Genomic DNA, 15647 nt, shown 5'->3' on the forward strand with positions numbered 1-15647 from the left:
AGTTAATTAGAAATTAAGTCCAACATTCCTCGTACTATTGTATACAACCACCTTTTGTCTAAAAGAGTCTGATCATTCTTTTCCTATGACTATTCACATATAATCTTTTCTATAACACTAATGATAAGTTAAGGTTTAAGCCTATTAGACAATTTTAATTTTTAATATTTCCTTCTTTTTTTAACACATCGGCCATGCTTTTACATTTAATAGTAGTAAAAGACAACTTAAAAGGAGGGGTTGTATTGAAGAATAAAAAAAATATCGGCTGTTTCGCTCCTTTATCTATTATTTGTCCAGACCCTTGTCCACCGCCCCCTCCTCCAAATCCAAATTGCGAGCGAGTAACAAATGAATTTGCAGGGAATTTCCTTATAACTAATAACACCATTCCTTCTACCAAAGATGCATCACAATCAATGATACTGTGGCAAAGTGATGGGATACTACTTATATCAGGTACTGTCTCAGTTTACAATAGTACTAGCAGCACAGAAGCAATTACAATTCAGATCGTTGGAGCCGTAACCAATATTTTCACTGTGTTTCCTGGTAATACAATATCGTACACAGGAAAAGACTTACAATCGGTCAGTATTATCAATATAACAAGTAATCCTTCACTATATTTAGAAGGCAAGTACTGTTGTGAATTTACATGTTGCTTATAGAATACCAATTTCATTACTTTCTCAAAAAAAGCATACCGTTCACGGTATGCTTTTTATGAGATTGGATAACGTACTGTAATACAAAACTCACCTTGATTAACAGTCGTTCCTGTCGTAGTAATTCGGACAGTAGTAAAATATCGGACAGTGAAAGTACCACTACTTTGTGGTTGTACAGTAATTGTATCAACTACTGTTGCCCCTACTAAAAAATCAACTGTAATCGGGTTGGCTCCCACATCGTATTTCACGTAACCTGAACCATATACTTCTTGCGTGATATTATTTGTATATACAATTTGAGTACCAGCACCTGTAATAGACCAGTCTGTACATACTTGGTCTTGCACAAGTGTTTTATTAGAACAACAAGACAAACTGGAACTTCTCATTCCCATTTTGAACCTCTCCTATTCTGCTATGAAAGTGGATAACGTGTTGTAATACAAAATTCTCCCTGATACGTTCCAGCAGGTGTTGCAGGTAACACAACTTGTATACTATCAAAGCGGCGATACGTAAAAGCAATACTCGTTCCTGGGTTTAATGTTTGTGTATCAATTGTACCCCCAGCAGAATCAAGTACCTCTACAGTAATTGGGCCTGGTCCAACATCATATTTAACAAAACCAGTACCAACTACGTTTTGGTTAATATTATTTGTATAGAGAACATTATCAATTGCTGTTGCAACTACAGTAGCAGACCACGGACTACACACTTTATCTTGCACATAATTTTTATCTGGACAACAAGTTAATGCTGACCCTGAGCACTCACAAGACATAGTTGTTTCCCCTCTCTCTTTTATATTCCCTATATGTGTATGTCCCTCAGAGTCTTTTGCCTGTACTATTCATCTATTTTCAAAAAATATTCAAATGACTAGATAGATTCCGTTTTATTTCTTTTCTTCATATATTTATAGACAAAGATACTAGCAACGATAAGAATAACGCCTCCTAATATCGGTAGCATATATTGCCCAACAACATCCGCTGCCTTTTCCCAATGCGGACCTAATTTCATTCCAAAATAAACATACAAAGTCGTTAACGGGAACATTGCTACAAATGTATATATACTAAATTTCCATATGTTCATTTTCGCCATACCACACGGAACAGAAATAAGCGTTCGAACTCCTGGCACAAAGCGTCCAACAAATGCTACAACCGGTCCATATTTCTCAAAGAAATCATCTGCTTTTTGAATTTGTTCTTCTTTAATGAAGAAGTATTTCCCGTATTTTATTAATAGAGGACGACCGCCGTAATAACCGAGTGCATATAACGTTAAAGGTCCTGTCGTTCCGCCGAGGGTTCCGGCTAGTACAGCAAGCCAAAAATTCATATCTCCCTCGTACACCCAATAACCAACCATGGGCAAAACTACTTCTGCTGGAATAAATTCAAACGTTAATGCTAACACAACTCCAAAATAAGAAAACTGCTTTAAAAACTCGATTATATCTAAAATAATTTGCTCCATATTTTTAACTCCTATCCTACGTTTACGTTATGCTTTTCTTGTAATTGAACTGGCGCCATTTTTACAATTCGGTTCAAAATAAATAACACAATTCCAATATCATCTAAAATACCGATAAACGGTAAGAAGTCTGGAATTAAATCGAGCGGCATCGCAACATAACCAACTAAAAACGCAATAGATAAAATTTTCTTCTTTATTGAAACCTCTTTTGAAGTGAAAAAGTCAAATAGGAATGGAACAAATCGGCGAACATGAAATACAACTCTTAATCTACTAATAAGTTTTTTCATTTTTATATCTCCTCTCTTTGTATACAAAAAGGACCCTACCAAACATGGTAAGGGTCCTAAAAAAGACAATAAGGGGCCTTTACCATTGCTGGTAAAGGTCTCACTAACAACGAAACGTTGCCAATAAAGCCGAGGGTTTCTCCCTGTAATGACGACTTTACTGTAATAAGTTACTCCCCTTTATAGACAATTTTATACACTCACATTAAAATATTTCGAAGGGCTTGTCAATATATTTTATATCTCAGGCTCTCCCGCTTACTCTTCACTAAAAAAGCAAATAAACGTATAGGAAATTTCTTACTATCTCATAATATACATAATCATTTTTAAGGAAAGGAGAGACTTCATTTGCATACCGTATGGAAAGGTGCACTCTCACTTGGATTATTAAATATAGGAATTAAACTATATAGTGCTGTAGAAGAAAACGATATAAAATTTTTAAGTCTTCATAAAGAATGCTTAACACCTATTAAATATAAAAAATTTGCTCCTGATTGTACGGATGAAGAAATTGATGATAAAGATATTGTAAAAGCCTATGAATACGCACCTCATAAGTACATTATTATAGATGAAAAAGAATTAGCTGAGTTGCAAAAAGCTCACGAACCAAGATCTATTCGTATTATATCTTTTGTCCAAAATAACGAAATTGATTCTGTTCTCTACGATCGTTCTTATTTTATAGGCCCTACCTCAGGACATGAAAAATCGTATTTATTATTAAAAGAAGCACTTGAACGTACGAATAAACTTGGTCTTATCCATATTTCCATTAGAAAAAAACAACATTTAGCTATTATCCGTAACTTTGAAGATGGGCTTATATTACAAACTATTCACTACCCTAATGAAATTCGCGATATAACAAATACACCTAACTTACCAAGTAATGAAAATTATCCGATTCAAAAACAAGAACTCACAGCAGCAATCAATTTAATCCACCATCTTACAAATCCTTTTGAACAAGAAATGTATACAGATGAGTATAAAGAAGCACTTACCGAACTAATCGAAAACAAAATTGAACAACAGGAAAAAACCGAAACAATCTCTCCTGCTCCAAATATCATCAATATTATGGAGACATTACAGGCAAGTATTGAACAAGCAAAAATAAAAAGAGAAAATAAAACAGAAAAAGAGGCCAAATAAAATTGACCTCTTTTTTCTTTAAAGCGGATTACACTTTGGCATCTCAAGTCCAGATGATTGTGCTAATTTTAATAAGTAATAACATTCTTCTCTTGCCATATGATCTGCCATTCTAGCAGATAATGCACTTAATATTTCATTCGATAACTCCAGCTCTTCAACCTCATGGAGAAAATGCGAAAATAATTTTAACTCAAGTGAAACATCTTTTGTAAACTTCTTTAATGCAGGAAAATGATGAAGCTCTGTCCGTAAGTACCCCGTCATCTCAACTGCCTTTAAGTAAAATTGTTCAAAATGCTTCGTGAATCCTTCACTTTTCTCTTTTAATCTTTTTTCAACAAGATCTAGTCCACCAGAAATAGATCCTGCATGACCAGCCGCATCTGTTAACCAAACGAGGTGATAATGTAATTCATGAAAAACAGGCGGAACTTCTCCTTTCTTTAAAAATTCTAACACTGTTATATACTCTTCTACTTCGTTTACCATATGATTGATGAAAGTTGGCGTAAAATGAATAGTGATTTTTCCCTCGAGTTGTTTCTGTATAATACTTAATTTAAACATTCTTATTTCCTTTGCGGCTCGTTCTGCCTCTTTTGAAAATGTAATGAGATTCACATTATGTACTTTATTTAAAAGATTCGTAAATGTTTCAAGAAAATAAGCGGCCTTCTTTATATCCTCTTTTTCCTTCGGAGCTAATGCATCAAGTAAAAATTGCGAATGATCAGTAAGCACCTTTAGCCAAAATTGATGCTCAAACAACGCACTTTCTTCATAATTTCTCTCCACTAAATCCCCTCCGTTTATTCGGCCTTCTCTATCACTTGAAGTTTGTATCCATCTGGGTCTTGTACTACAATACTCTTCTCACTTTTGTTTTCCGTATATAAAATTTCATAAAACGCTAGCTTCTTTTTTAACTTCTCTATGTTAGAAATCGAAAATGTTAAACCATCGCATGAATTCGTAACACTCTTCTCTCTTCCTCCTAACATGCGATTCATAACAAAACTAATTCTCGTTGAATCGGCATCATACCAAACACCTGTAATATCTAATTGTGGTCTTTCTGAACTAGGTGTTATTCCTAAAATTCCTTCGTAAAAATACAGAGTTTCCTTTAAGTTCTTTACTTCTAACACAATTAAATTTTTTACATTCTCCACATTCATTCCCCCTGCACTTATTACTTTTATATATGTGTCATAAAGGCCTATTATGTCTGAATACAATACGTAGTAATGAACATTTAAGGAGGTTTATTCGTGAATAAATATATGAGATCATTCGTGCCCTATCATAGTCCTCTCGATCCTTGTCCTCCTATCGGAAAAAAATATTATTCTACTCCTCCTAATTTATTTTTAGGCTTTCAACCGCCAAACTTGCCGCAATTCACACCAAAAGAAGCACTACAAAAAGGGACTTTATGGCCTGTTTTTTATGACTATTATGAAAATCCTTATAAAAAAGGGCGGTGACTACTGACGTGAATCAATCGCTACCAGAAGAATACTATCAGCTTTTACTGGAGCTTCAAGAATTAGACTTTGTACTAGTTGAACTCACTCTTTATTTAGATACACATCCAGATGACACCGCCGCGATTAATCAATTTAATGACTTTTCCTATAAACGGAGAGTATTAAAACAAAAGATGGAAGAAAAATACGGACCACTCCAACAGTTTGGAAACAGCTATTCTAATGCCCCTTGGGAATGGAGCAAAGGTCCTTGGCCATGGCAAATATAAAGGAGAGAAACTATGTGGATTTATGAAAAGAAATTACAATACCCAGTTAAAGTGGGAACTTGCAATCCAGCACTTGCAAAATTATTAATTGAGCAATACGGCGGTGCAGATGGCGAGTTAGCTGCTGCACTACGTTACTTAAATCAACGTTATACAATTCCTGATAAAGTCATTGGCCTTCTTACTGATATTGGCACAGAAGAATTTGCTCACCTTGAAATGATTGCTACGATGGTTTATAAGCTGACGAAAGATGCGACTCCTGAACAGATGAAGGCAGCTGGTCTTGACCCTCATTACGTCGACCATGACAGCGCTCTTCATTACCATAACGCTGCTGGTGTTCCATTTACTGCAACCTATATACAGGCTAAAGGTGATCCAATTGCCGATCTATACGAGGATATTGCAGCTGAAGAAAAAGCACGCGCAACATATCAATGGCTCATTAACTTATCAGATGATCCAGATATAAATGACAGCCTACGCTTTTTACGCGAACGAGAAATTGTCCATTCACAACGTTTCCGAGAAGCAGTTGAAATTTTAAAAGAAGAACGCGATAAAAAAATATTTTTTTAAAACACGTATCCTAGCGGTATGTGTTTTTTTATGTTAAAAGTTAAATCCTTCCTATTAAACATATAAATAGTATATTTATTCGATTTAATGCATTATTTTTTAATATTTTCAAAATTCCCTATTGCTTTCTAGTCATCAGACCTTTAAAATAATAACAGTTACTCGACAAATTATTTGAATTTTCGACAAAAAATACTCATTAGGAGGATTTTCTTTATATGCGTACAACTTTAAAACCAGCGCAAATACTTTCGATTAGTTTATTACTATTCGCAGTTTTCTTCGGTGCTGGTAATATGATTTTCCCGCCCCTTCTTGGTCTTTCTTCCGGAGAAAATATGTGGGTTTCCATTACAGGATTTATTATTACAGACGTCGGTTTATCTTTACTTGCTATCGTTGCTGTTGCCCTTGCTGGTGGTAGTTTTAACACTTTAGCGAGCCGTGTTCACCCAAAATTCGCAGCAGTATTCGCTATCATTATTTATCTTTCAATCGGCCCACTATTTGTTATTCCACGAACTGGATCTGTATCTTATGAAATCGGGATTGCACCACTTTTCCCAGATCAATGGTATTCTATGTTAGTTTTTAGTGCGATTTTCTTTACAGTCGTTTACTTCTTATCATTAAATCCATCCAAGCTAGTAGATCATATCGGTAAAATATTAACACCAATTTTACTTGTAATTATTGCAATTATGGCAACAAAAGCGATTCTTTCACCAGGAACGTTTGCAGAGCCTATCGGTGACTATAAAGACATCCCGTTTTTCAAAGGATTTCTTGAAGGATTTTTAACGTTAGATGCCATTGGCGCTCTCGTACTATCAACAATTGTTGTAAATGCAATTCGTCAAAACGGTATACAAGAGAAGAAATCTATCGCGAAATATACAATCATTTGCGGAAGCATTGCTGCTCTATTCTTAACAATTGTTTACTTCTTACTCGGTTATATCGGCGCTTCAAACGGCAACTTAGGGCAATTCGAAAACGGTGGTCAACTATTAGCTACTGTTATGTATCAATTCTTTGGGACAAGCGGTAATGTTTTATTAAGTATCGCCATTATCTTCGCTTGTTTAACGACGGCAATTGGTGTTGTAAGTGCATTTGCAAATTACTTCACAACAGTGCTAACAAATGTTTCATACAAAAAGCTTGTGCTATACGTTTGTATCTTTAGCTTCGTTATTTCAAACTTAGGATTAAGCTTATTAATTAAAATCACACTACCTGTATTAATTATTTTGTACCCAATTACAATCATTTTAGTTTTCGTATCATTTATCGATAAATATACGAAACGTAAACCTTCTGTCTACATTGGAGCGATGATCGCAGCATTTATTATTAGCTGTATTCATGCACTTGATAATGTGGAAATGATACCAAGTTTTATCGCTAATATCGTACACACCATTCCTTTTTATAACTTAGGAATCGGCTGGATCATTCCAGCAATAATAGGTGGTATAATTGGATACTTTATTCCGCAAACAGAAGCTGCAGGTGAAGTTTCTACAAAATAAAGGAAAGAAGCAAGCATGAAATCCATGCTTGCTTCTTTTCACATCGTATGTTTAAAAGTAAATAACTCTTCTTTTGACTGCACAGCAGATTGTTCCTCTTCTATATCAGCCTTCTTTATCTCTCCGCCTAACCTTACTTTCATCATTGCCTCTTCTATACTTTTTACGATCATATTTCCTGAAAAAATGGTAAGTCCAAAAAATGTAATGGGAACGAGCGGGATCCACGGATTCACTGTTAATGATCTAAAATAGACTCCAATTAAGCCTGACCATTCATGTGTGTATGATTCTATTTCTTCTATCGGTCCTAAAAACTGAACTGTTCCGCCAAAGAATATTTCTAGTAACCCTAAGTGCAGTAAAATAGTAAGAGTTTGCGTAAACTGCTGAAAAAATACAAGTATAAACGTCATATAGAGATGCGGGAAAATATGCTTTATAACAATATGCCTTCTCGATCCACCTAATATGCACGCAGCTTCAATAAATTCTTCGGTTCTCAACTTACGGACTTCCTTGGCAACATACAGTGCAATAACTGGCATCACAAGCATTACAAGTAATAAAACTTGAAACGAAGCCCTTTCAAAAAAGGTTGTTGTTTCCTCTCCACTCCCAAATGCATTTGCAAAGTGAAGAAAAAAGTACGCAATCATAACTGTTGGAATAACTGTAAAACTATCAAAGAAAGCCTCAATTTTTGAAAACCCTCTTTTTACATATGTTCCAAGCACAACACCAAAAAACACACCTATCACCATTCTAAGTGCCGCAATTAAAATAGATATACCAATCGTCCACTTCGCACCTTCAATGACTAAATGTAACAGGTCGTATCCTTTCCGGTCTGTCCCGAGTAAAAATTGTGATGAAGGTGAAAACGGTGGCACTTGTGGATTTTCATCCGCATCATATTGCAATGTAACTTGCCTAATGTGTCCATCATTCCATAACGTATTTCCGATGCTCAAAAGAACTAATAGGAGAAGAAACCCAATGCTTATCCAAAATCTTTTATCACGTTTTATATACGTCCACATATTATAATCTCTCCTTCATCGCAGCCGGAATGAGATAATGAAACAATTTAAATAAAATAAAAATCGGAATATAAATAAGCAGCACACTAACGATGAAAACCTCAACCCTAATACCCTCATACGATTTCAAAAACATAAAAATACCACCCGTATTAAAAATCCATTCTATAATATATAAATTAGATAACATAAAAAAGATATTCGTTTTCGCAAAGAAAAGTGTACTAAGCAACACATTTCGTAAAATATGACGATTTAAAATATGAAAGCGCCCCAGCCCTTTCGCCTTAGCAAATAGTACATAATCTTTTTCTAGTTCATTTTCAAAACGAAGCACTACCATTTTTACAAACATAATCGTAGTCGGGATGCTCAAACACAATATTGGCAACCCTCTAATCGACTCGCCTCCAATTGACGCAATTTGAAAAGGTAAAAAACCTGTTTGTTTAAAAAACCATACAACTAAAATTTGTGATACTAAAATAAGAAGAATATCTGGAATGGATTCTAGGAAGATAAGAAATGATTTAATTCGATGTTGTATACGCGGTGAACTACTCATAATTACATAAACGATACAAAATGCTACAAATAATGAAATGAAAAAAGCAGCCAAAAAAATAATAATCGTTTCTTTATAATGGACGAACAACTGTGGAAATAAAAATTTACCTCTCACATATTGCAAATTGGAAATATCCATTAAGTTCACAAACACTTCTTTTAAACTCTGTATGTACTTTGATACATCCACCTTAAATCCATAAAATAATTTCGGCAAAGCCCCTAAAATAATAATCCCCAAAATCGAAATAAGAAATTGAATCGTCACTTCCATTCCATTCAAAAATACCTTTTTGACCATTTTCGCCCTTCTCTCTCTATAATTTACCCCTTAATTTTATTCTTAATTTTCTGAATTGTAAATATTCAATAGATAAAAAATCGCTAGGTTATGACCCTAACGATTCTTTGTGTAACTGTTTTTCTCTTTTCACAAATGGCATATACAAAATAAAACATCCAATAAGTGCAGCTATCTCTAATGAAATAATATAGTAAGGATGCGGTCCTAACATATCGAGTAATGAAGCTGTTTCTGGCTTATGAGCTAAAAACATATAATTACCACCTGTTTTGTAATTCACAAACGAAACAAGCGGAATCAATATGTTTAAAAATATCATCGTACGCTTAATAGATTGCAAGGTCGGTCTATAGCCTTCCACCCAAGTCATAAAGAGTGGTGCCCAAATGAGCAATACATGCGCGATGAAATATTCAATGAAACGAAAATGCGGAAAAGCATACTGCAAATTTGGCGTTAAAATAGCTTGTGATGCACCAATAATTCCCGTAAAAAATACAACCTCATATATTCGATAACTTTTCGTTACAATCATAATCGACGCTAACAATAAACTAATTGTACATAATTCAAACGGTAATGAAGTAGCTAACTCAAAAATCCCCGCTTTCCACTCCCACATATGAAGCCCAATTTCACTCCCTATAAATAAAAATGCAATCGCATATCGAACTGTTATATTCCACTCACTTTGACGTAATAAATCTTGGTATTGATACAGAAAAAATATCCCCACCAACATAATAAATAATATAAGGGCATGTTGCCTTGAGTATGGAATAAATGGTTTTAATGGGTGCGCGCTAAAATAAGCTTCCATCTTCCTTCCTCCTTTCCTCCATACAATATTATTGTAAGAAAGAAACGACGAATCAATTCATTTGCTTACACTAGGACAACCTCTACCTTACATTTGCATATTCATACCTTACAAAACTGTAAGGTTATTGTAAGCTAAAACGATTTGTCAGATTCTTCACCTCTTCTATACTTAATGTAGATACTAAAACGAACGAAAAGGTGATAAATAGATGAAGAAGAAAAATAAAGGGTTAATTACTAGTGTAGTAGCAATCGGAATTGCAGCTGGATCATACTTTGCATTTGCTGGTGGCGGTTCAGAAGTAGCAATGGCATATAGCGGATATAAAGTAACTGAAAAACAAATCCAAAACGCGCAAAAATTTGGTGGCGAAGTTATTCCAAATGGAATTGAAACTATTTCATTCGATCCAACAAAAGGAACATATGAATTAGCTGTTAAAAAAGGCGATGAAGTGAAAAAGGGTCAGCTTCTATTTAAATACAATGATCCGACTGCGAAACAAGGTGTAACAGAAGCAGAAATGCAAAAGAAAATCGCACAAAAAGAAGTAACGTTGTTCCAAAAACAAATTGATGCGGCGAAACAAAAATTACAAAAAGATAAAAATGCAGGCCTTCCCGCTGAAGCATTAAAAGCATCAGAAGCTGAAGTTGGGCAATTAGAATCACAACTTGAAATGAAAAAGTTTGAAGTTGAAAAAGCTGATGAAATGATTAAAGCAGCAAAAGAGAAAGTAAACACTCTTTCTGTAACAAGTCCTGCTGATGGCGTAATTGATGATATCGTGAAAACTGCTGACGAAAAAACAGGTATGAGCGGAGTTACTCTTCGTCACGCTGGTCAATTTAAGGTAAAAGGTCAACTTTCTGAATATGAGCTTGCTAGTATGAAAGTTGGGCAAGAAGTAACTGTTTCATCAAAAACTGTCGCTGGTAAGACTTGGACAGGAAAAGTAACAGAAATCGGTTCTACACCATTAAAGAGCATGGATGAAAATAAAACTGTTTCTAACTATCAATTCACTGTCACATTAGATAATAGTGACGAATTACAAAACGGCTTCCACGTTTACGTAACAAGTAAATCTGGCGAAGCAACTGGTACAATTGTTCCGAAAAACAGTATCGTGAAAAAAGGTGACAAAAATGTTGTCTTCGTTGTAAAAGACGGTAAGGCGAGAGAACAAGCAGTTACTGTTGAATTCGAGACTGATAGCGAAGCAAAAGTTTCTGGAGTGAAAAAAGGAGAGGAAATTATCTCTAAACCTGAAAAAGACTTAAAAGATGGTATGGAGGTTGTCGCCCAGTGATTAACTTAAAAGGCATCACGAAATCCTTCCAAAATGGTGCAGAATCCGTTCAAATATTACACGGAATTGACGTAACACTGAACCAAGGAGAATTCACTTCTATTATGGGACCTTCTGGTTCTGGTAAATCAACATTAATGAACATTATCGGTTGCTTAGATAAACCGACGACAGGTACGTACGAACTAGCCGGTCAAAATATTTCAAACATGACTGAAACAGAACTTGCACACGTACGTAATAAAGAGATCGGATTCGTATTCCAAAACTTCATGTTATTACCGAGACTTACAGCGCTTCAAAATGTAGAACTACCCCTTATTTACGCTGGAGTCGATAAAAAAGAAAGACGCGAGCGCTCATTAGCTGCTTTAACAAAAGTCGGTTTAGCTGATCGCGCTACTCACTTACCGAACGAATTATCAGGTGGACAAAAGCAGCGTGTCGCTGTTGCACGTGCAATCGTAAATAACCCAAAATTCATTTTAGCCGATGAACCGACGGGAGCACTTGATACGAAAACAAGCACACAAATTATGGACCTCTTTTACGAATTAAATAAACAAGGCTCAACAATCATTATGATTACCCATGACCGTGAAATCGGGGAAGCTGCAGCACGTCAAATTGTAATTCGTGACGGAAATATCGTCCAAGATTGGAGAGGTTAATTTTGAATACGAGTGAAAATATACGCATGGCCCTTTCCTCTATCTTTGCTCATAAAATGCGTTCTATTTTAACGATGTTAGGTATTATTATCGGTATTAGTGCCATTATTACTATCATTTCAATGGGTGATGGTACAAACGCAAAGTTTAAAAAAGAATTAGGCCAAGGAAAAGATAACGAAGTAACGATTTACTACAACAATCCTGATTACGGAACAGATAGTGCCAAAATCACACCTGATATGCTAAACCGTCTGCAAACTGTACCAGGCGTTAAAGATGTGTATCCAGACGTAAGTATGAAAGTAAAAGCATCTGCTGGTTCAAAAGATGTAAATCTTGATTTAAAAGGTGGAACAGGCGCCTTTATGACAGATTCGAAAATAAAATTAGTTCACGGTCGTGAATTAAATGACAGTGAATTAAACCAAGCAATCCCTGCTGTTATATTAAATGAAGAAGCTTTCAACAAATTATTTAGTAGTGGTTGGGAATCAAATCAATACACAGATATAAAAGGAAAGCCGTATAAAATAGTTGGTGTATACGAAACGAAAAACGACTTTGGAATGCCTATGCCTGAAGGTTATACATCACTTGAAAATGCGCCTGTCATTTCAGGAGTAAATGAGTATGACTCTGTAAGATTAACAATGACCTCTCCGACAGAACGTAAAAGTGTAGAAAAACAAGCCGTTTCTGTCTTAAACGAAATGAAAGCTCCTAAATTTGAGCACAAATTCGAAGCACAAGACTTAGGTGAATTTACGAAACAACTAGACGAATCAATCGGTATGATGAAAATGGTATTTGGTGGTATTGCTGCTATCTCCTTACTTGTTGGTGGTATCGGTGTAATGAACATCATGCTCGTATCTGTAACAGAACGTACACGTGAGATTGGTATTCGTAAAGCACTTGGTGCAACACGTGGTAAAGTATTAACACAATTCTTAATCGAATCTTGTATTTTAACAGGACTTGGTGGTTTCATCGGATTCATGCTCGGTATTTTCTTCGCTTGGATCGTCTCAATCTTTGCTGGATGGCCACTCGTTGTCTCAAAAGAACTTGGACTTCTTGCAGTAGGTATCTCCATGTTAATCGGTATTATATTCGGTTTACTACCAGCTAACAAAGCTGCCAAACTGGATCCAATTGAATGTTTACGATATGAATAAACAAAAACGTAGGAGTTTACACTCCTACGTTTTTTATTTATCTACTAAATTGAGTTTCTTCTATTATATATGTTTCACGTTACAACTATCATTCTAATACTCTTCATTATTTATAGGTACTAAGGCTATTATCTAATTCTATTATTGCAAAAATACTATGTAACAGACGAAAATCAAGGCGTAATTTTTTCCATACTTCGACTGATTTTGTAACAATTATACCGATATTTTATTAAATTTCACCTCATTTATATATTTTCACGCCTAAAAAGATTATCGTTTTATAACTAATTTTCCATTCAAACAGTAAAATATGCTACTTTCGTAACACTATAGATATCACCTAGAAATATTACTGTAATATTATTAACGTTACAGTAATTGAAATGCTACTCGTTTTGTGTTTCATATGCCCTGATACGCCAAAAAACAACAAGGAAGCGCTATCAGGATATTTATGGAATTGTTACAGAATATTAATGCCCCGTTACGAAAGCTTTGTAATTTTATGTTTTTCGCAAATAAGAAAATAATGGTTGCTATAATGAGGTCAACGAAAACAAATGCAATGGAGGCTATTATGAAAAAATTTATGGGTATAGCAACAGCAGCGGTTTTTGGTCTTGGGATTTTCACAACATCTGCTAAAGCAGAAACAATCGTAACGACTGACGTACTAAACGTACGAGAAAACCCAACTACTGAATCAAAAGTTGTAGGAAAATTATTAGATGGATATAAAGTAAATGTTTTACATACAGAAAATGGTTGGTCAAAAGTTCAATTGAATAGCGGTAAAGAAGCTTTCATAAGCGCTGACTATACAAAAGACACTTACTACGTAACAGCAAACGTATTAAACGTACGTGCTGGAGCAAACACAGACTCAGAGATTCTTGGTAAGTTGAAAAAAGATGATGTAATTGAAACAACACACCAAGTACAGAATGATTGGATTCAATTTGAATATAACGGAAAAACAGCTTATGTTCATGTTCCTTACTTAACAGGTAAAGCACCAGTTAAAGTTCAACCAGTAGTTAAAGTTGAAAAAACGACTACAGTTCAAGATACAGCTAAAGTTCGTGAAGCAGTTAAAGCTCAGGAAGTAGCTGAAACTCAAGCAAAAGCTAAAGCAGTGGAAGCAACTAAAGCTCGCGAAGCAGCTGAAGCTCAAGCAGAAGTTAAAGCTCAAGAAGCGGCTAAAGCTCGTGAAGCAGCTAAGGCTCAAGAAGCAGCTAAAGCTCAGGCAGATGCTGAAGCTCAAGCAGAAGTTAAAGCTCAAGAGGCGGCTAAAGCTCGTGAAGCAGCTAAAGCTCAAGCAGATGCTGAAGCTCAAGCAGCGGCTAAGGCTCAAGAAGCAGCTAAAGCTCGTGAAGCGGCTAAAGCTCAAGAAGCAGCTGAAGCTCGTGAAGCAGCTAAGGCTCAAGAAGCAGCTAAGGCTCAAGAAGCAGCTGAAGCTCGTGAAGCGGCTAAGGCTCAAGAAGCAGCTAAAGCTCGTGAAGCGGCTAAAACTCAAAAACCAGCTACACAACAACCTGTTGCAAAAGAAACTGAAACTAGTGCACCATCATCTTCTCGTGAGTTACGTGTTGTAGCAACAGCTTATACAGCAGATCCACTTGAAAATGGTTATAAAGCAGGCGACCAAGTAAAATCAGCTTTAGGCCACAACTTAACAGCTAATCCAAACATGAAACTAATTGCAGTTGATCCAAGTGTCATTCCATTAGGTTCAAAAGTATGGGTTGAAGGTTACGGAGTAGCAATCGCTGGTGATACTGGTGGAGCTATTAAAGGTAATAAAATCGACGTTTTAATGCCAGATAAAGGTTCATCAAGTAGCTGGGGACGTAAAACAGTTACAGTTAAAGTATTAAACTAGTCAGTAAAAAAGAGTCAGTCTCATCGTGAAGTGAACCCCGAAAGTTAGACAGGTCGTTTCATTAGGCAGGCTCTAGGGTATGAGCCCGGTATTGTACTGGGCTCATACCCTTTAATTTTGCCTTAATTCTTTTATGATTATAGTATTCTATATACTTTGCTAATTCTTGTTTGAAATGTGTTATACTTTCAAATTCTTTTCGATACAGAAATTCCGATTTCATGATACCGAAGAAATTTTCAATAACGGCATTGTCATAACAGTTTCCTTTGCGAGACATACTTTGAGTTATGCCACAATTCTTAAGAGAATGACGGTATTGTTTCATTTGATAGTGCCAACCTTGATCAGAGTGAATGAGGA

Annotated in this window: 21 protein-coding genes; 10 read left to right on the forward strand and 11 right to left on the reverse strand. The window is 35.5% G+C overall.

Annotated elements, in window-relative coordinates; genetic code table 11:
- Positions 1 to 154: 154 nt before the first annotated feature.
- Positions 155 to 403: a hypothetical protein gene (locus C4S65_RS35705; RefSeq protein ID WP_003306373.1), complete on the reverse strand. Its 249-nt coding sequence runs from the start codon at positions 401 to 403 to the stop codon at positions 155 to 157.
- On the opposite strand from C4S65_RS35705, the gene C4S65_RS25480 reads away from it, so the two are divergent.
- Complete coding sequence (locus C4S65_RS25480) at positions 291 to 671, forward strand: S-Ena type endospore appendage (RefSeq protein WP_255262257.1); 381 nt, start codon at positions 291 to 293, stop codon at positions 669 to 671. The two genes, C4S65_RS35705 and C4S65_RS25480, sit on opposite strands and share 113 nt — an antisense overlap.
- Before the next feature lie 53 nt (positions 672 to 724).
- On the opposite strand, the gene C4S65_RS25485 is transcribed toward C4S65_RS25480, so the two are convergent.
- The 4 genes from C4S65_RS25485 to C4S65_RS25500 form a co-directional block, all read right to left on the reverse strand.
- Positions 725 to 1069 carry an S-Ena type endospore appendage gene (locus tag C4S65_RS25485; RefSeq protein WP_000525819.1) on the reverse strand — a complete coding sequence of 115 codons (345 nt, stop codon included), beginning with the start codon at positions 1067 to 1069 and terminating at the stop codon, positions 725 to 727.
- Positions 1070 to 1089: 20 nt separating this feature from the next.
- On the reverse strand, positions 1090 to 1458 hold the full coding sequence (locus C4S65_RS25490; protein ID WP_001277542.1) for a DUF3992 domain-containing protein: 369 nt from the start codon (positions 1456 to 1458) through the stop codon (positions 1090 to 1092).
- A 98-nt stretch (positions 1459 to 1556) separates the two neighbouring features.
- Positions 1557 to 2162, reverse strand: a complete 606-nt coding sequence (locus C4S65_RS25495) for a DedA family protein (RefSeq protein ID WP_000435017.1) — start codon at positions 2160 to 2162, stop codon at positions 1557 to 1559.
- 11 nt (positions 2163 to 2173) lie between these two features.
- Positions 2174 to 2455 carry a DUF1232 domain-containing protein gene (locus C4S65_RS25500; RefSeq protein ID WP_000733844.1) on the reverse strand — a complete coding sequence of 94 codons (282 nt, stop codon included), beginning with the start codon at positions 2453 to 2455 and terminating at the stop codon, positions 2174 to 2176.
- A 351-nt stretch (positions 2456 to 2806) separates the two neighbouring features.
- On the opposite strand from C4S65_RS25500, the gene C4S65_RS25505 reads away from it, so the two are divergent.
- Positions 2807 to 3619, forward strand: coding sequence for a Ku protein (locus C4S65_RS25505; RefSeq protein WP_000557726.1), 813 nt, complete (start codon positions 2807 to 2809; stop codon positions 3617 to 3619).
- A gap of 18 nt (positions 3620 to 3637) precedes the next feature.
- Here C4S65_RS25505 and C4S65_RS25510 read toward each other — a convergent pair whose 3' ends face one another.
- Together C4S65_RS25510 and C4S65_RS25515 are read right to left on the reverse strand one after the other, a co-directional pair.
- Positions 3638 to 4417, reverse strand: a complete 780-nt coding sequence (locus C4S65_RS25510; protein WP_098223098.1) for a DUF2935 domain-containing protein — start codon at positions 4415 to 4417, stop codon at positions 3638 to 3640.
- A 14-nt stretch (positions 4418 to 4431) separates the two neighbouring features.
- Entirely contained in the window at positions 4432 to 4800 is a 369-nt protein-coding gene (locus C4S65_RS25515; protein ID WP_003276813.1) for a VOC family protein, read from the reverse strand.
- Positions 4801 to 4893: 93 nt separating this feature from the next.
- Between C4S65_RS25515 and C4S65_RS25520 the strand changes: the two genes are divergently transcribed.
- From C4S65_RS25520 to brnQ, 4 genes are all read left to right on the forward strand, one after another.
- Positions 4894 to 5109: a spore coat associated protein CotJA gene (locus tag C4S65_RS25520; protein ID WP_001046257.1), complete on the forward strand. Its 216-nt coding sequence runs from the start codon at positions 4894 to 4896 to the stop codon at positions 5107 to 5109.
- Positions 5110 to 5117: 8 nt separating this feature from the next.
- Positions 5118 to 5381: a spore coat protein CotJB gene (locus C4S65_RS25525; RefSeq protein ID WP_001076510.1), complete on the forward strand. Its 264-nt coding sequence runs from the start codon at positions 5118 to 5120 to the stop codon at positions 5379 to 5381.
- Between the two features lie 12 nt (positions 5382 to 5393).
- A complete protein-coding gene (cotJC, locus tag C4S65_RS25530; RefSeq protein WP_000265275.1) occupies positions 5394 to 5963 on the forward strand; it encodes a spore coat protein CotJC in 570 nt (189 codons plus the stop codon).
- A 218-nt stretch (positions 5964 to 6181) separates the two neighbouring features.
- The gene (gene brnQ, locus C4S65_RS25535; protein WP_061667634.1) at positions 6182 to 7498 is read left to right on the forward strand and encodes a branched-chain amino acid transport system II carrier protein; all 1317 of its coding nucleotides are present in this window, start codon (positions 6182 to 6184) and stop codon (positions 7496 to 7498) included.
- Positions 7499 to 7536: 38 nt separating this feature from the next.
- Here the strand turns inward: brnQ and C4S65_RS25540 are convergent, their stop codons facing one another.
- The 3 genes from C4S65_RS25540 to C4S65_RS25550 all read right to left on the reverse strand — a co-directional run bounded on the left by C4S65_RS25540 (position 7537) and on the right by C4S65_RS25550 (position 10232).
- Complete coding sequence (locus tag C4S65_RS25540; protein ID WP_061667635.1) at positions 7537 to 8541, reverse strand: ABC transporter permease subunit; 1005 nt, start codon at positions 8539 to 8541, stop codon at positions 7537 to 7539.
- Position 8542: 1 nt separating this feature from the next.
- Positions 8543 to 9409: an ABC transporter permease subunit gene (locus tag C4S65_RS25545; RefSeq protein ID WP_000239687.1), complete on the reverse strand. Its 867-nt coding sequence runs from the start codon at positions 9407 to 9409 to the stop codon at positions 8543 to 8545.
- A gap of 88 nt (positions 9410 to 9497) precedes the next feature.
- Entirely contained in the window at positions 9498 to 10232 is a 735-nt protein-coding gene (locus tag C4S65_RS25550; protein WP_098838430.1) for a TIGR02206 family membrane protein, read from the reverse strand.
- A 211-nt stretch (positions 10233 to 10443) separates the two neighbouring features.
- Here C4S65_RS25550 and C4S65_RS25555 point away from each other — a divergent pair, with 211 nt between their 5' ends.
- From C4S65_RS25555 to entC, 4 genes are all read left to right on the forward strand, one after another.
- The gene (locus tag C4S65_RS25555) at positions 10444 to 11547 is read left to right on the forward strand and encodes an efflux RND transporter periplasmic adaptor subunit (RefSeq protein ID WP_103945527.1); all 1104 of its coding nucleotides are present in this window, start codon (positions 10444 to 10446) and stop codon (positions 11545 to 11547) included.
- Complete coding sequence (locus C4S65_RS25560; protein ID WP_000609104.1) at positions 11544 to 12218, forward strand: ABC transporter ATP-binding protein; 675 nt, start codon at positions 11544 to 11546, stop codon at positions 12216 to 12218. Before C4S65_RS25555 ends, C4S65_RS25560 begins: the two co-directional genes overlap by 4 nt.
- 2 nt (positions 12219 to 12220) lie before the next feature.
- Positions 12221 to 13399, forward strand: a complete 1179-nt coding sequence (locus C4S65_RS25565; protein ID WP_001097719.1) for an ABC transporter permease — start codon at positions 12221 to 12223, stop codon at positions 13397 to 13399.
- Between the two features lie 457 nt (positions 13400 to 13856).
- The gene (gene entC, locus C4S65_RS25570) at positions 13857 to 15284 is read left to right on the forward strand and encodes a cell wall-binding protein EntC (RefSeq protein WP_141551091.1); all 1428 of its coding nucleotides are present in this window, start codon (positions 13857 to 13859) and stop codon (positions 15282 to 15284) included.
- Between the two features lie 61 nt (positions 15285 to 15345).
- Here entC and C4S65_RS25575 read toward each other — a convergent pair.
- Positions 15346 to 15647, reverse strand: a 302-nt coding sequence (locus C4S65_RS25575) for an IS3 family transposase (RefSeq protein WP_142391584.1), incomplete at its 5' end; no start/stop codon positions are given.

The sequence above is a fragment of the Bacillus sp. ok061 genome (genome assembly GCF_900108285.1).
Taxonomy (GTDB): Bacteria; Bacillota; Bacilli; order Bacillales; family Bacillaceae_G; genus Bacillus_A; species Bacillus_A thuringiensis_S.